Source organism: Hansschlegelia sp. KR7-227 (genome assembly GCF_049446035.1).
GTDB lineage: Bacteria > Pseudomonadota > Alphaproteobacteria > Rhizobiales > Methylopilaceae > Methylopila.
On sequence record NZ_JBMSEA010000001.1, the window covers coordinates 1948324 to 1961442 of the forward strand.

Here is a 13119-nt window from a genome sequence, read left to right on the forward strand (position 1 = left end):
GCATACAACGCGCGGTAGCGCCGGCAAGCGGCGCGGGGCCTACGTCGGCAGCGTGTCCTGCGCCGTCCCCACCCGAGCGCCGCCCGCCGCCGCCTCCAGCTGCAGCAGAAGCGCGGCGTGGTCGTAGTCGGCGCCGCCGAGGGCGTCGCGCAACGTCACGAAGCGGTCGCGGGCGTCCTGGGTCAGGGGCAGCGTGACGCCGCTTTCGGCGGCGGCGGCGAGCGCGGTCTCGAGATCCTTGACCTGGGTCTTCACCTTGCCGCCGGGACGGAAGTCGCGCTCGATCATGCGGCGGCCGTGCTCCTCCAGAATGCGGCTGCCGGCGAAGCCTCCGCGGATCGCCTCGCGCACCGCGGCCGGATCGGCCCCGCCGGCGGCCGCGAGCAGCAGAGCCTCCGCGACCGCGCCGATGGTGACGCCGACGATCACCTGGTTCGCGAGCTTCGCGAGCTGTCCCGCGCCCGACGGACCGACGCGCAGCGCGCGCCCCATCGGCGCGAAGACCGGGGCGGCCTCGTCGAAGGCGGCGAGATCGCCGCCGACCATGATCGCGAGCGTCCCCTCCGCCGCGCCGCGCGTGCCGCCGGAGACCGGCGCGTCCAGATGGCGGAGCCCCATGGCGGCGAGACGGGCGGCGTGGTCGCGGGCGGTCGCCGGGGGAATCGAGCTCATGTCGACGACGAGCGCGCCGGGCGCGAGCGCGGCCGCGACGCCGCCTGCGCCGAACAGCGCGTCCTCGACCGCCGCGCCGTCGGAGAGCATCGTGATCGCGACGTCGGCGCCCGCGACTGCCGCCGCTGCGGTGGTCGCGACCGTCGCCCCGTCGGCCGCGAGCGCCTCGGCCTTCTCGAGCGTCCGGTTCCAGACGGCGACGGGGAAGCCGCCGCCGAGCAGGCGCCGCGCCATCGGCGCCCCCATCAGGCCGGTTCCGAGGAGGGCGAGACGGGTCATGAAGACGCTCCGGGCTTTTCGGGCCACGTTTATCGCGTGCCGCCGCTTGGATGCGCAAGGCGCGGCGCAGAGCGCCAGGACGCCGTCTGATCGGCCAGCGTTCCCGGCGACGGCCTCTCGCCTCCACGCCCCGCCGTGCTAGCTGTCGCCAAACGACCGCCCTCCCCCCGCATGTCCGGAGACCGCCGACCCATGCCCCTGCGTCGCGTCCATCTCGCCGCTCTCGCGCTCGCCTGCCTCTGGGGCGGAGGCGCCCATGGCGAGCCTGCGCGGAACGAGCGGGTCGAGGCGCTGATCGCGCAGATGACGCTTGAGGAGAAGGTCGGCCAGCTCAACATGGTCTCCTTCGTGCCCACGCACGAGACGAGCTTCGAGCCCATCGCGAAAGGCCTGAAAGACGGGACGATCGGCGGCCTCTTCAACGTCCACGGCCTCGAAACCGCGCGTCGGATGCAGGAGCGCGCCGGCGAGAGCCGTCTGAAGATCCCGCTGTTTCTCGCGCTCGACGTCGTGCACGGCTACCGCGCGATCTTCCCGACGCCGCTCGCGCAGGCCGCGAGCTTCGACATGGAGGCGATCCGCCGCGCCGAGCGGATCGCGGCCTCGGAGGCCACAGCCGACGGCGTCAACATGCTGCTCACCCCCATGCTCGACGTCACCCGCGACGCCCGCTGGGGTCGGGTCGTGGAGGGCGTCGGAGAATCCGCCTTCCTCGCCTCACGCATCGCCGAGGCGCGGGTCGCCGGCGTCCAGGGCGACGGCTTGCGCGCCAAAGACGCCGCTGTGGCCTGCGTCAAGCATTTCGGGGCCAATGGCGCAGTCGAGGGCGGTCGCGACTACACCGCGGCCGACTTGTCCGAACGCGCCATCCGCGAGACCTATCTGCCGCCGTTCCAGGCCGCGGTCGACGCCGGCGCGCGCTGCATGATGGCGGCCTTCAACGCGCCGGACGGGGTGCCCAGCATCGCGAACCCCCGGCTGCTGACCGACATCCTGCGCGGCGAATGGGGCTTCGGCGGCGTCGTGATGAGCGACTTCGAGGCGATCGACGAACTGCTCGCGCATGGCTACGCCGCCGATCAGCGCGACGCCGCGCGCCTCGCCTTTGCCGCCGGCGCCGAGATCGACATGCAGTCGAGCGCCTATGCGCAGGAGCTGCCGAATCTGGTGCGGAACGGCGTCGTGAAGGAGGCCGCCCTCGACGCCGCGGTGCGCCGCGTGCTGACGCTGAAAGCGGAGCTCGGCCTGTTCGACGATCCGATGCGCGGCGCCGGCCCGGACGCGCCGGCCGGACCTCCGGCGGCCGAGAACATGGCGGCGGCGCAGGCGCTCGCCGAACAGAGCTTCGTGCTGCTGAAGAACGAGAAACGCGTGCTGCCGTTCTCGCCCGACATCCGCAAGCTCGCGCTGATCGGGCCGCTCGGGAATTCGCCCGCAGACACGCTCGGCCCCTGGGCCGGCCGCGGCGAGCCGGAGGAGACCGTCACGCTGAAGATGGGGCTGGAACGCCGGCTCGGACCGGACGTCGAGGTCGCGTTCACGCCCGGCGGGACGACGGACGGCTCGCGCGACGAGGAGATCGCGGCGGCCGTCGAGAGCGCGCGCGACGCCGACATGGTCGTGCTGGCGCTGGGCGAGCGCTTCGACCAGTCCGGCGAGGGCTCGAGCCGCGCCGATCTCGAACTTGCCGGCGACCAGATGAAGCTCGCGACCGCCGTGCTGGCGCTGGGCAAGCCGACGGTCGCCGTGATCTTCGCCGGACGGCCTTTGGTGCTGACGGAGCTCGCCGCCAAGGCGCCGGCGATCCTCTACGCCTGGCAGCCGGGCTCCATGGGCGGGACGGCGCTCGCGCGCACGCTGACCGGCGACGTCAACCCGAGCGGCCGGCTGCCGATGACCTTTCCGCGCGCAGTCGGCCAGGTCCCGATCCATCACGACATGCGCCCGACGGGCCGCCCCTTCGACCCGGAAGACCCCTACACCACCGGTTACCGCGACGAAGCCTATACGCCGCTCTACCCCTTCGGCTTCGGGCTCGGCTACGCCGACTTCTCCTACAACGCGCCGAAGCTCGATCGCGCGGCGCTGCGCGACGGCGAGACGGCGGTCGCCTCGGTGGTGGTCGCAAACACCGGCAAGCGGGCGGGCACGACCGTCGTCCAGCTCTACGTCCGGCCGAAGCTGGCGCGGATCGCGCGGCCGGCGAAGGAGCTGCGCGGCTTCGTGCGCGTGACGCTGCAGCCGGGCGAAGCCCGCACGGTCGAGATGGCGGTGACGCCCGAAACCTTCGCCTATTGGCGGTCCGCGCAGGCCTACGGCGCGACGGCCGGCCCCGTGGAGATCATGACGGGGCCGAACGCCGAGGAGCTGAAGTCGACGACCGTCGACTACCGTCCCTGAGCGCGGCGCCGGCTCGCTTCGCCGGCCGGGAGCTCGTCAGTTCAGCAGGAACTGCGCGCGCACCGGCTGGAAATCCGCCGGCCCGATCAGCGCCTTGTGGCCGACCCGCACCGAATGCAGCACGCCCTCGATCTCGCGCCGCCACCAGTCGAGGAAGCCGCGCAGCAGCGGGTAGTCCGGGGCCCGGTCGTATTGCTGCCAGAGGAAGGCCTGCAGCAGCGCCGGGTGGTCCGGCATGCGGTACAGGATTTCGGCCGTGGTCAGGCCGTAGCCTTCGATCTGCCGCTTGAAGTCCGTGGAAACCGTCGCCGCGTCGCTCGTCGGCCTGTCAGAAGAAGTCAGCTCGCATCCGCTCATGCCCGCGCTCCATCGCTGATCGACGGCGCAGTCGCCATGCGCCGTACAGTGCAGTCTGTGACGCCTCACAGCTTCATGACAATCCTGCGTCATTAAAAATGTGTTACTGATCAGCTTGTTGGCAGCCAATGCTGATGAGTGCCAACAAATGACAAGCCGTCTGAGGCGCGCGACCGTGCGAAACGCAAGTCGTCCGGGGCGTGGCGGCCGGCCGCGGCGCGCTATGTCCATCGTCGACGGCGCGTCAGACGCCGCGACCCGGGAGTCACGCCGCATGCGCCTCGTTCTCGCTTTCGCCGCGGTCGTCGCCTGCGTCGCCCCAGCGAACGCCACCTGCTTCCGTGACTGCCTGGGCTCCCGCATCGCCGCGACCTCGGACGACATCGCGATCAAGGACGCCGCGCGGACCTGCCGTGAGGTCTGCGAGGCCGAGGTTCGCGACGCCATGACCGAGACCGGCGCCTACGCCCAGGTGAAGGACTGCCGCGCCGAGGAGCTTTCGCTGGCCGAGCTGCGCAAGCTGCGCGGCGAAACCGCCTCTTACTACGTCCAGTCCAACGTGTTCATTTGGGATTTCAAGAACCCGTTCCCCGACCGCGCGATCACCAAGATCGAGGTGTCGGCGCAGAACATGGACCTCAACGAGGTCAGCTTCACAGGCACGGGGCTGGTCCCGCCGGCCGGCGAAGGGGTGTTCGTCATCCCCGCCTTCTTCGACGGCTACCCCGCGGTCCGTTTCGCGGCGAAGGTGCGGAAGGTGTGGGCGTGCCCGGTGAAATGAACCGCCTCTTCACGATCGGCTATGAAGGCGCGACGCCGCGCGCGCTCGGCGACGCGCTGGCGACGGCCGGCGTCGAGGTGCTGGTCGACGTCCGCGCCGTCGCGAATTCGCGCCGGCCGGGCTTCTCGAAGCGCGCGCTGGCGGCGAGCGTGGACGAGCGCGGGCTCGGCTACCTCCATCTGCGCGCGCTCGGCACGCCGGCGGAAGGCCGCGCCGCCGCCCGCGCCGGGCGGCACGCCGAGATGAAGGCGATCTTCGCCGAGCAGCTCAAGACCGACGCCGCGCAGGAGGATCTGGCCGGCCTGATCGAACTGGCGCGCGGCGGCCGCAAGCTCTGCCTGCTCTGCTTCGAGCGCGAACCCGAGCACTGCCACCGCATGATGGTCGCCGAACGCGTCGAGGCCGCGCTGACCGGCGTCGTTCTGGAGCACCTCCATCCGCTCCCGGCGACGTTCGAGCAGCCGTGACCCAGCGGATCACCGCTCGTAGGTCGACGGGAGCGCGTCCAGGAACCGCGCGGCGTCCCGGCGGATCGCCTCCACGCGCTCCGGCGCCATCTTCGCGAGCGTGCGGTAGGGCATGGCGAGGCGTTGATTTCCCGCCAGCGCCTGTTCGTTCCGCGCCAGAAAATCCCAATACAAATAATTGAACGGGCAGGCGTTCTCGCCGATCTTCGCCTTCACGTCGTAACGGCACGTCCCGCAATAGTCCGACATGCGGTCGATATAGGCTCCGGACGCGGCGTAGGGCTTCGAGGCCAGCAGGCCGCCGTCGGCGAACAAGACCATTCCGTGGACGTTGGGCAGCTCCACCCATTCATAGGCGTCGGCGTAGACCAGCAGATACCAGTCCTGAACTTCGCGCGGCGCGAGGCCCGCGAGCAGCGCGAAATTGCCGAGCACCATCAGGCGCTGGATGTGGTGAGCGTAGGCGTGGTCGCGCGTGTCTCCGACGCACTGGGCGAGGCAGTTCATGTCGGTCTCGGCCGTCCAGTAGAAATCGGGCAGCCTGCGGTCCGCCCCGAGACGGTTGATCTCGCGGTATTCCGGCATCTTCAGCCAGTAGATTCCGCGGACATATTCGCGCCAGCCCAGGATCTGGCGGATGAAGCCTTCGACGGCGTTGAGGGGCGCGGCCCCCTCCCGATAGGCCGCCTCGGCGGCGTCGCAGACCTCCCGGGGCGCGAGAAGGCCGGCGTTGAGATAGGGCGAGATCAGCCCGTGATAGAGGAACGGCGCGCCCTGCTTCAGCGCGTCCTGATAATCGCCGAAGACCGGCAGGGCGTCGGCGACGAACTCCCGAAGCGCCTCGAGCGCCTCGACCCGGCCGACGGCCCAGCCGTACCCCTCCAGGCTCCCGAAATTGTCGGGGAAGCGCGTCTCCACCATCGCCATCACCTCGCGGGTCGCGGCGTCCGGCTCGAAGCGCCGGCGTCGCGGCGGCGCGTGCCCCTTGGGCAGGCTCTTGCGGTTCTCGGGATCGAAGTTCCAGCGCCCGCCCTCCGGCTGGTCGGCGTCCATCAGCAGGCCGGTCGCGCGCCGCATCTCCCGGTAGAAGAACTCCATCCGGAGGCTCCTGCGACCGCCCGCCCAGGCCTCGAACGTCGCGCGCGAGCACATGAAGCGATCGTCCTCACGGATGAGCACGTCGCAGTCGAGCTCCTCGCGCCAGTCGTCGAACATCTCGCGCACGCGCCATTCGCCGGGTTCGGTGAGGATGACCCGGCCGGCGCCGTGGCGCGCGACCGCGCGCTTCAGCTCGCCGCCGAGCGAGCCCGCGTTCTCCCGCGCGTCGAGCGCGACGTAGTCGACCGTGATCCCCTCCTCGCGCAGCTCCCGCGCGAAGCGGCGCATGGCGGAGAACACGAAGACCAGCTTCTGCTTGTGGTGGGCGACATAGGACGCCTCCTCCATGACCTCGGCCATGAGGACCACGTCCATTGCGGGATCGAGATCCTTCAGGGACGCCAGCCCGCGCGTCAGCTGGTCGCCCAGAATCAGCCGCAGCGCCTTCGTCGCCATCGCGTCGCCCTCAAGTCACCGCCGGTCCAGCCCGCATCGAGCTCGCCGGTAAGCGCGCAAGCGTTGATCCGACGGCGCCGCCGCCGCCGTAGATCAGGATCGATCCGGCCATCACGACTCCGTTTCGGAGGACTACGGCGGGCGACCGCTCGCGGTTCAGGACTCGGATGGACGAGACATGCCGAAGCGCGTCGCAAAGGCCGATCTCCCGACCAAGGCCTGCGCCGTCTGCGGACGGCCGTTCGCATGGCGGAAGGCATGGCGGAAAGACTGGGCGGAGGTCCGCTACTGCTCGGACCGCTGTCGTCGCGCCGCACGGGAGAAACCGGCCGCCCGATAGCGGCGCGCGGGACGCCGCGCCCGTCGACGAACGGCGGGAGCGAAGCGGCTCAGGCGTCTCGGATCAGCGCGGCCAGCGCCTCCGGCGTGTCGACGTCGATCAGCGCGCCCTCGTCGTCGGCTTCGACGTCTCGGACGGCGTCGGGATAGATCTCGAGAAGGCGCCGGCCGCCGACGTCGCCCTCGACCCGCATGAGCTCGTCGAAGAAGCGGCGCCCCCACAGCACGGGATTGCCGCGCCGGCCGGCGCGCACCGGCGCGACGACATGGCCGCCGGTCTGCGGCGCGAAGGCGTCCGTCAGCCGCCGCACCAGCGTCGACCCGACGCGCGGCATGTCGCCGAGCAGCACGACGGCGCCGTCGGCGTCCGGCCGCAGCGCCTTTACGCCGGCCGCGAGCGAGGTCGAAAGCCCTTCGGCGAAGCGCTCATTGACGACGAATCGCACCGGCAGCCCTTCGAGCGCGGCGGCGACCGCGGCCTGCTGATGGCCCACGACCACCACGACCTCGGACAGTCCGGCCGCAAGCGCCGCGTCGACGGCGTGTCGCACGAGCGGCGCGCCCTCGAGGAGCTCCAGAAGCTTGTTCGGCCCGCCCATCCGCGTCGAGCGGCCGGCGGCGAGCACCAGCCCGGAGACCCGCGGCCGGCGCGCCCGCGGCTCGGCGTCGGGGCGGTCGCGCGGCTGCGGCCGCGAGACGATCTCCATCAGAAGTCCTCCGACCGCCATGGCGGTCACGTCGCGGTCGCGAACCGGCACCTCGGCGAGCAGCCGGTTCAGCACCCAGTCGAAGCCGTTCTCCTTGGGACTGCGCGCGCAGCCCGGCGCGCCCAGAACGGGCTTGCCGTCGAGCCGGCCGAGCAGAAGCAGATTGCCGGGATCGACCGGCATGCCGAGACGGTCGATCGTCCCGCCCGAGGCCTCGATCGCCGCCGGCACGACATCCCGCCGATCGGTGATCGCTGAGGCGCCGAACACGATGGTGAGGTCCGGTTTCTCCGCCGCCAGCTCACGCAAGGCTGAGGCCAGCCGACCGGCGTCATGCGCGACGCGCCGCTCGGCGACGAGACGCGCGCCCGCTGACGCGAGGCGCTTCTCGAGCACGGCGATCGTCTTGTCCACGACCTTCGAATCGAGCCCCGGCAGCAGCGTCGACACCGCAGCCACCCGCTTCAGGGCGAAGGGCGCGATCCGGATCAGCGGCGCGCGCTCGCGCCCCAGCGCCTCGGCGCGGGCGACGACCGCCTCGGGCACGGCGAAGGGGATGATCTTTACGGTCGCCGCCATCGCGCCCTCGACGACCGCCGCGTATTCCGCAAGCGTCGCGAAGGTGACGGATTCGTCGATCCGGTTGAGGTCTTCGATCGCCGCGCGATCGACCAGCAGCACGCCGGCTCGCTCGGCGAACAGGTTCGCGCGACCGGTGAAGGGCGCCTCGACGCGCAGATTCGCGCCCCCGAGCGCGACGGCGATCCGGTGCGCCGCTTCGTTCTCCGGCACGTCGTCGTCGGCAAGCTCGGCGGCCACGATCTCCGTCACGCCGCGGCGGGCGAGCGCCGCGACGTCCGCCGCGGTGACGCGCACGCCCTTCTTCAGGACGAAACCGTCCGCGCGCACGGCGTGCGCCGCGACCGCGCCTTCCGCCTGCGAGAGCGGGATCGGTCCGAACTTCATGCGGGCCCCGGCAGTCTGAGCGCCGCAGTGATCTCGGCGAGGATCGAGAGCGCGATCTCGCCCGGCGACGCGGCGCCGATGGGAAGCCCGATCGGGGCGCGGATGCGGTCGATTTCGGCGGGCGGCACGCCGGCGGCGAGCAGCCGCTCGCGCCGCGCCGCGTGGGTCTTCCGCGAGCCGAGCGCGCCGACATAGTAGCAGCCCGCGCGGAGCGCCTCGATCAGCCCGGGATCGTCGATCTTGGGATCGTGGGTCAGCGCCGCGAAGGCCGTGAAGGGGTCGAGCACCAGGTCCGGCAGCGCGACCTCCGGCCATTCGGCCCGCAGATCGATCTCAGGGAAGCGGTCGGGCGTCGCGAAGGCGGTGCGCGGGTCGACGATCGCGACGCGATGGCCGAGCGCCTCCGCCATCGGGGCCAGCGCCTGCGAGACATGGACCGCGCCGACGATCACCAGCCGGGGCGCCGGCATATGCACCGCGAGGAAGACCTCGTCGCCCGCGGCCGTCGCGATCGTGCGGCTCTTGCCAGCTCTCAGCGCGGCGCGCACCGGCTCCTCCAGCGGGTCCCCCGCGGGATTGAGGATCAGACGCTGCTCGCCGCCGGGCAGGTTCGTCGCGACCGTCGCGGCCTTGCGAGCGGCGCGGGCTGCGTTCAGTTCCGAGAGCAGGGACAGCTTCATGCAAGCGGCTCGACGAACACCTTGATGCGGCCGCCGCAGGAGAGGCCGACCCGCCAGGCGGTCTCGTCGGCGACGCCGAACTCCAGCAGGCGCGGGGCGCCCGAGGCGATCACCTCGGCGGCCTCCGCCACCACGGCGCCCTCGACGCAGCCGCCGGAGACCGAGCCCTCGAACCGGCCGTCGGCGTCGATCACCAGGCAGCTGCCGGCCGGCCGCGGCGCGGAGCCCCACGTCTCGACGACCGTCGCCAGCGCGAGCGCGCGGCCTTCCCGCGCCCAGGCTTCGGCGACGGCGAGCGGATCGGGGTCTGCGGCGTGGGGGGCGCTCATCCCGCTCAGAGATAGAGCCGTGGGCCGCGGGCTACAATGACGCTCGGGGAGCCGTCAGCGCGGGACCGCAGGCGTGAGCGCGAGATCCTGCAGCAGCTTGCGGGTGCGCGCCGCGACGTCGTTCGCGGAATCCGGCGCCGGATTGCTCTCCACGACCGCAAACAGTGTGCTGCGCTCGCCGCGCTCCACCCAGCCGATCGCCCAGGCCGCGCCGTCGCAGGCCCCGGTCTTCAGGACGACGGGGACGTCCCCCGCCCGCTCGACCGGCAGGGTCTCCACCGTGCGCGCCTGTGATTCCGCGCTGGTGGGAAGCTCTCCTCGCTTGAGGCGCGCGAGGAAATCGAGCTGCTCGACCGCGCTCAGCGCCAGCGCCCGGCCGCCGCCTCCGCGACCGATCCGTTCCAGCGGGCCGCCGGATTCGGCGTTGCCGTAGCGCATCGCGCCGAGCGATTTGGCGAAGGCGTCGGCGCCGATGCGGCGGGCGATCTCCTCATAGACCCAAGGCACGGGCTGCCGCATGGCGTCGCGCAGGTTGACGCCGTCCGGGGGGTCGCCCTGGACCGGCGGGTTGCGCTTGACCGGAGCGAGAGCGTCCGGCGCGACGCCTCGGTCGAGTGCGATCACGGTCGCCGCGACGTCGAAGGTCGCGCAGGGCGGCAACCGGCGGCCACAGACCGCTTCGTCGGACAGGGCCGCCTGGGCGCCGGGCGCGACGTCGCGCAAGGCGGCGCAGGCCTCGACGCCTGCGAAAGCCTCGCCGAAAGCCGAGCGCAGATCGTTCGGCCCCTGCGCGCGCAAGGGCCCCGCGGGGGCGGCGATCGCCGCGGCGACCGCCGACAGGATAAGAAACTTCGCCCCCTTCGCCATGCCCGACTAAGCCAAGCCTCCCGCGCCCGCCGTCGCTCTCGCCCGCGTCGCCGCCAGGCCGCGGCGGCCCGCACGCCGAGGGCGCTCGAAAACATCCCGTTCCACGCGCCGCGCGACGACGCCCTTCGGCCGCGGCGGCGCGGCGCTCGACGAAGGCGGAGCGCGGTTCAGGGGAGCGAAGGTCAGCGTTCGGTCGGGCATGGTCACAAGACAAGTGCGGGCGGGCGGGCTCGCGGGCATGTGAAGGGTGCAGATGGGCCGAAATTATGGTGGGGCCAGAGGGAGGACGCCAAGCGCGTCGAACTTCGCGCGGCGAGGCCGCAAGAGGAAGGCCCTTCGGACGCTCGCCTGCGTTGTGGCCCGGCGCCGCACTTGCTAAGACTAGCGGGGGGACGCCGCCGAAAGCGCCTCCGCCACGGCGTTTGGCGCATGCGCCGCGCCCGGACCCGATCGAGGAGCTCAGACGCCGCGGATGGAGTATTTCGCGCAGCAACTCATCAACGGCGTCACCCTCGGCTCGATCTACGGGCTCATCGCCATCGGCTACACGATGGTCTACGGCATCATCGGCATGATCAACTTCGCCCATGGCGACGTGTTCATGATCGGCGCGTTCCTCGCTTTGATCGTCTATCTCGCGCTGGTCGCGATCGGCGTGACCTTCGTGCCGCTCGCGCTGCTGATCGTGCTGGTCGTCGCGATGGCGCTGACCGCGCTCTACGGCTGGACGGTCGAGCGCATCGCCTATCGGCCCTTGCGCGGCTCGTTCCGGCTGGCGCCGCTGATCTCGGCGATCGGCATGTCGATCTTCCTGCAGAATTACGCACAGGTCGCGCAAGGCGCGCGCGCCAAGCCGCTGCCGCCGATCGTGACGGGCTATTTCTGGCAGTCGAGCGGCGACGGCGGCTTCATCGTCAACGTCTCGAACGTCCAGGTCATCATCGTGCTGACCACCACCGCGCTGATGGTGCTGTTCTCGGTGATCGTCGCGCGGACGCCGCTCGGACGCGCCCAGCGCGCCTGCGAGCAGGACCGCCGGATGGCCTCGCTGCTCGGCGTCGACGTCGACCGGACGATCTCGCTCACCTTCGTGATGGGGGCCATGCTCGCCTCCGTCGCGGGGCTGATGTACCTGCTCTATTACGGCGTGATCGACTTCTACATCGGCTTCGTCGCCGGCGTGAAAGCCTTCACGGCCGCCGTGCTGGGCGGCATCGGCTCGTTGCCCGGGGCGATGATCGGCGGCTTGCTGATCGGGCTGATCGAGACCTTCTGGTCGGCCTATTTCTCGGTCGAATACAAGGACGTCGCGGCGTTCTCGGTGCTGATCGTCGTGCTGATCTTCCTGCCCTCCGGCCTGCTCGGCCGCCCGGAAGTCGAGAAGGTCTGATGGCGGCTGCGACCGACGCCGCCGCTTCGACCTCAGCCGGACCCTCGGCCCTCGCCGCAGCCCTTCGCGACGCCCTCGTCACCGCCCTGATCGCGCTCGGCCTCGCCTTGCCGATGATGGGTCTGGTGACGGTGCAGGACGCGGGGTCGCTCGGCCTGGAGCCGCACTGGCCCCGCGTCGCGATCGCCGTCGCCGTCGTGTTCGTCGGGCGCTTCGTGCTGAACCTGACCCTGTGGCGGCCCGGCGTCCGCAAGCCGAAGACCGTGGTCTCGCCGCGCATGGAAGCGCGGCTCATGAAGCTCGCGCGCTATCTCGCGCCGGCCGCGATCGCGATCGCGATCGCCCTGCCCTTCCTGCCCGGCGTCGAGCGCTACCAGGTCGATCTCGGCATCCTGATCCTGACCTATGTCATGCTCGGCTGGGGGCTCAACATCGTGGTTGGCCTCGCCGGCCTGCTCGACCTCGGCTACGTCGCCTTCTACGCCGTCGGCGCCTATTCCTACGCGCTGCTCTCGACCCATTTCGGGCTGTCGTTCTGGATCTGCCTGCCGCTCGCCGGAATCCTCGCCGCGTTCTGGGGCGTGATCCTGGGCTTTCCCGTGCTGCGGCTTCGCGGCGACTATCTCGCGATCGTGACGCTCGCCTTCGGCGAGATCATCCGCATCGTGCTCTTGAACTGGTGGTGGGTGACCGGCGGCCCGAACGGCATCACCGGCATCCCGAAGCCGAGCTTCTTCGGGATCGACTTCGTCTCCGGCCCCGACGGCTTCGCGCAGACCTTTGGCCTGAAGTTCTCGGGGCTTCACCGCATCATCTTCATGTACTACCTGATCCTCGCGCTGGCGCTTCTCACGAACTTCGTGACGATCCGCCTGCGCCGGTTGCCGATCGGGCGCGCCTGGGAGGCGATGCGCGAGGACGAGATCGCCTGCCGCTCGCTCGGCATCAACACCGTCAACACCAAGCTCACCGCCTTCGCCATCGGCGCGATGTTCGCAGGCTTCGCGGGCTCGTTCTTCGCCACCCGCCAGGGCTTCATCAGCCCGGAGAGCTTCGTGTTCATGGAGAGCGCGCTGATCCTCGCGATCGTCGTGCTCGGCGGCATGGGCTCGCAGTTCGGCGTCGCGGTCGCAGCCGTCGTGATGATCGGCGGCTTCGAGCTGTTCCGCGAGTTCAAGGACTACCGGATGATCGTGTTCGGCCTGGTCATGGTGCTGATCATGGTCTGGCGGCCGCGCGGGCTGGTCTCCTCGCGCACGCCGTCCGTGTTCCTGAAGGAGAAGAAGGCGATCTCCGGCGCCCTCGTGCAGGAGGGCCACGGGTGACGATCA

13 protein-coding genes are annotated in these 13119 nt (G+C 71.1%); 6 read left to right on the plus strand and 7 right to left on the minus strand.

The annotated features are described in order from the left end of the window. Window positions 1-39: 39 nt before the first annotated feature. Complete coding sequence (locus tag ACO2RJ_RS09105) at window positions 40-951, minus strand: NAD(P)-dependent oxidoreductase (RefSeq protein WP_423267679.1); 912 nt, start codon at window positions 949-951, stop codon at window positions 40-42. 192 nt (window positions 952-1143) lie between these two features. Here ACO2RJ_RS09105 and ACO2RJ_RS09110 point away from each other — a divergent pair, with 192 nt between their 5' ends. Next, entirely contained in the window at window positions 1144-3351 is a 2208-nt protein-coding gene (locus ACO2RJ_RS09110; protein WP_423267680.1) for a glycoside hydrolase family 3 N-terminal domain-containing protein, read from the plus strand. Between the two features lie 36 nt (window positions 3352-3387). Here the strand turns inward: ACO2RJ_RS09110 and ACO2RJ_RS09115 are convergent, their stop codons facing one another. Beyond that, complete coding sequence (locus ACO2RJ_RS09115) at window positions 3388-3708, minus strand: usg protein (protein WP_423267681.1); 321 nt, start codon at window positions 3706-3708, stop codon at window positions 3388-3390. 274 nt (window positions 3709-3982) lie between these two features. On the opposite strand from ACO2RJ_RS09115, the gene ACO2RJ_RS09120 reads away from it, so the two are divergent. Further along, window positions 3983-4489, plus strand: a complete 507-nt coding sequence (locus tag ACO2RJ_RS09120; protein WP_423267682.1) for a hypothetical protein — start codon at window positions 3983-3985, stop codon at window positions 4487-4489. Next, window positions 4486-4956: a DUF488 family protein gene (locus ACO2RJ_RS09125; RefSeq protein WP_423267683.1), complete on the plus strand. Its 471-nt coding sequence runs from the start codon at window positions 4486-4488 to the stop codon at window positions 4954-4956. Before ACO2RJ_RS09120 ends, ACO2RJ_RS09125 begins: the two co-directional genes overlap by 4 nt. A gap of 9 nt (window positions 4957-4965) precedes the next feature. On the opposite strand, the gene ACO2RJ_RS09130 is transcribed toward ACO2RJ_RS09125, so the two are convergent. Next, window positions 4966-6510 (minus strand): cryptochrome/photolyase family protein, encoded by a 1545-nt coding sequence (locus tag ACO2RJ_RS09130; RefSeq protein ID WP_423267684.1) that lies wholly within the window; start codon window positions 6508-6510, stop codon window positions 4966-4968. A 178-nt stretch (window positions 6511-6688) separates the two neighbouring features. On the opposite strand from ACO2RJ_RS09130, the gene ACO2RJ_RS09135 reads away from it, so the two are divergent. Further along, window positions 6689-6850 (plus strand): DUF2256 domain-containing protein, encoded by a 162-nt coding sequence (locus tag ACO2RJ_RS09135; RefSeq protein ID WP_423267685.1) that lies wholly within the window; start codon window positions 6689-6691, stop codon window positions 6848-6850. Between the two features lie 49 nt (window positions 6851-6899). Here ACO2RJ_RS09135 and ACO2RJ_RS09140 read toward each other — a convergent pair whose 3' ends face one another. From ACO2RJ_RS09140 to ACO2RJ_RS09155, 4 genes are read right to left on the minus strand one after another with little or no spacing between them, the layout of a single operon-like run. Continuing rightward, entirely contained in the window at window positions 6900-8522 is a 1623-nt protein-coding gene (locus ACO2RJ_RS09140; RefSeq protein ID WP_423267686.1) for an NTP transferase domain-containing protein, read from the minus strand. Beyond that, a complete protein-coding gene (locus tag ACO2RJ_RS09145) occupies window positions 8519-9202 on the minus strand; it encodes an XdhC family protein (RefSeq protein WP_423267687.1) in 684 nt (227 codons plus the stop codon). Before ACO2RJ_RS09145 ends, ACO2RJ_RS09140 begins: the two co-directional genes overlap by 4 nt. Further along, window positions 9199-9531 carry an XdhC family protein gene (locus ACO2RJ_RS09150; RefSeq protein ID WP_423267688.1) on the minus strand — a complete coding sequence of 111 codons (333 nt, stop codon included), beginning with the start codon at window positions 9529-9531 and terminating at the stop codon, window positions 9199-9201. The genes ACO2RJ_RS09145 and ACO2RJ_RS09150 overlap by 4 nt, the downstream gene beginning before the upstream one ends. A 54-nt stretch (window positions 9532-9585) precedes the next feature. Further along, the gene (locus ACO2RJ_RS09155; protein WP_423267689.1) at window positions 9586-10398 is read right to left on the minus strand and encodes a penicillin-binding transpeptidase domain-containing protein; all 813 of its coding nucleotides are present in this window, start codon (window positions 10396-10398) and stop codon (window positions 9586-9588) included. A gap of 472 nt (window positions 10399-10870) precedes the next feature. Between ACO2RJ_RS09155 and ACO2RJ_RS09160 the strand changes: the two genes are divergently transcribed. Continuing rightward, complete coding sequence (locus ACO2RJ_RS09160; RefSeq protein WP_423267690.1) at window positions 10871-11788, plus strand: ABC transporter permease subunit; 918 nt, start codon at window positions 10871-10873, stop codon at window positions 11786-11788. Beyond that, window positions 11788-13113 carry a high-affinity branched-chain amino acid ABC transporter permease LivM gene (gene livM, locus ACO2RJ_RS09165; protein ID WP_423267691.1) on the plus strand — a complete coding sequence of 442 codons (1326 nt, stop codon included), beginning with the start codon at window positions 11788-11790 and terminating at the stop codon, window positions 13111-13113. Before ACO2RJ_RS09160 ends, livM begins: the two co-directional genes overlap by 1 nt. The last annotated feature ends 6 nt before the right edge of the window (window positions 13114-13119 follow it).

Bases quoted from the DNA above. Each gene is read 5' to 3' on its own strand.
- ACO2RJ_RS09160 (WP_423267690.1), top strand. From the start codon at position 10,871: ATGGAGTATTTCGCGCAGCAACTCATCAACGGCGTCACCCTCGGCTCG.
- ACO2RJ_RS09110 (WP_423267680.1), top strand. From the start codon at position 1,144: ATGCCCCTGCGTCGCGTCCATCTCGCCGCTCTCGCGCTCGCCTGCCTC.
- livM (WP_423267691.1), top strand. From the start codon at position 11,788: ATGGCGGCTGCGACCGACGCCGCCGCTTCGACCTCAGCCGGACCCTCG.
- ACO2RJ_RS09145 (WP_423267687.1), bottom strand. From the start codon at position 9,202: ATGAAGCTGTCCCTGCTCTCGGAACTGAACGCAGCCCGCGCCGCTCGC.
- ACO2RJ_RS09155 (WP_423267689.1), bottom strand. From the start codon at position 10,398: ATGGCGAAGGGGGCGAAGTTTCTTATCCTGTCGGCGGTCGCCGCGGCG.
- ACO2RJ_RS09105 (WP_423267679.1), bottom strand. From the start codon at position 951: ATGACCCGTCTCGCCCTCCTCGGAACCGGCCTGATGGGGGCGCCGATG.
- ACO2RJ_RS09130 (WP_423267684.1), bottom strand. From the start codon at position 6,510: ATGGCGACGAAGGCGCTGCGGCTGATTCTGGGCGACCAGCTGACGCGC.
- ACO2RJ_RS09115 (WP_423267681.1), bottom strand. From the start codon at position 3,708: ATGAGCGGATGCGAGCTGACTTCTTCTGACAGGCCGACGAGCGACGCG.
- ACO2RJ_RS09150 (WP_423267688.1), bottom strand. From the start codon at position 9,531: ATGAGCGCCCCCCACGCCGCAGACCCCGATCCGCTCGCCGTCGCCGAA.
- ACO2RJ_RS09140 (WP_423267686.1), bottom strand. From the start codon at position 8,522: ATGAAGTTCGGACCGATCCCGCTCTCGCAGGCGGAAGGCGCGGTCGCG.
- ACO2RJ_RS09125 (WP_423267683.1), top strand. From the start codon at position 4,486: ATGAACCGCCTCTTCACGATCGGCTATGAAGGCGCGACGCCGCGCGCG.
- ACO2RJ_RS09120 (WP_423267682.1), top strand. From the start codon at position 3,983: ATGCGCCTCGTTCTCGCTTTCGCCGCGGTCGTCGCCTGCGTCGCCCCA.
- ACO2RJ_RS09135 (WP_423267685.1), top strand. From the start codon at position 6,689: ATGCCGAAGCGCGTCGCAAAGGCCGATCTCCCGACCAAGGCCTGCGCC.